This window comes from Paenibacillus sp. 01T431 (genome assembly GCF_056398625.1).
In genome coordinates this window covers 1-472 of the sequence record NZ_JBFTPT010000070.1, presented here as the reverse complement: position 1 = coordinate 472, position 472 = coordinate 1, and the positions used below count along the sequence as shown (strand labels likewise).

The following is a 472-nucleotide window of genomic DNA, read 5'->3' as shown; positions in this document are numbered from 1 at the left end:
GCATCCGCTGGCCCGCAACGGGCTGACGCTGCGCCACTATCTGGAGATGCCGCATCTGGCCCCGGCGCCGTACGCGTCGATGCAGCGCAGCATGATCGACCAGGCGCTGGCCGAGCAGGGCTACAAGCGCAACATCCAGGTCACGCTGCCGTACTTCGGCCTGGTACCGTACGTGCTGATGAAGACGGATATGGTGTTCACCACGGGGCGCCAGTTCGCCGCGCACTACGCGCAGTACCTGCCGATCCGGATGGTGGCGTCGCCGGTGCCGTTCCCGCGCATGCGGTTCTACCAGCTGTGGCACGAGCGCTGCCACGCAGCGCCCGATGTGATGTGGATGCGGCGCATGATCGCCGAGGTGGCCGCCGACCTGCCGCAGCTGCCGCGGCTGGAAGCCACGGCAGTCTGAGCGGGTGGGGGTGACTTACTTCCCCTCGTAGCTTGGGAAGAACAACTGCTCGCCGTCCACCTT

The 472-nt window shown here is 66.9% G+C and carries 1 protein-coding gene; it reads left to right on the top strand.

Translation table 11 applies throughout. From position 1 onward, the window contains the following. The coding region (locus tag AC1DM9_RS34480) for a type 2 periplasmic-binding domain-containing protein (protein WP_477584511.1) at positions 1-409 on the top strand (409 nt) is incomplete at its 5' end. Between the last annotated feature and the right edge of the window lie 63 nt (positions 410-472).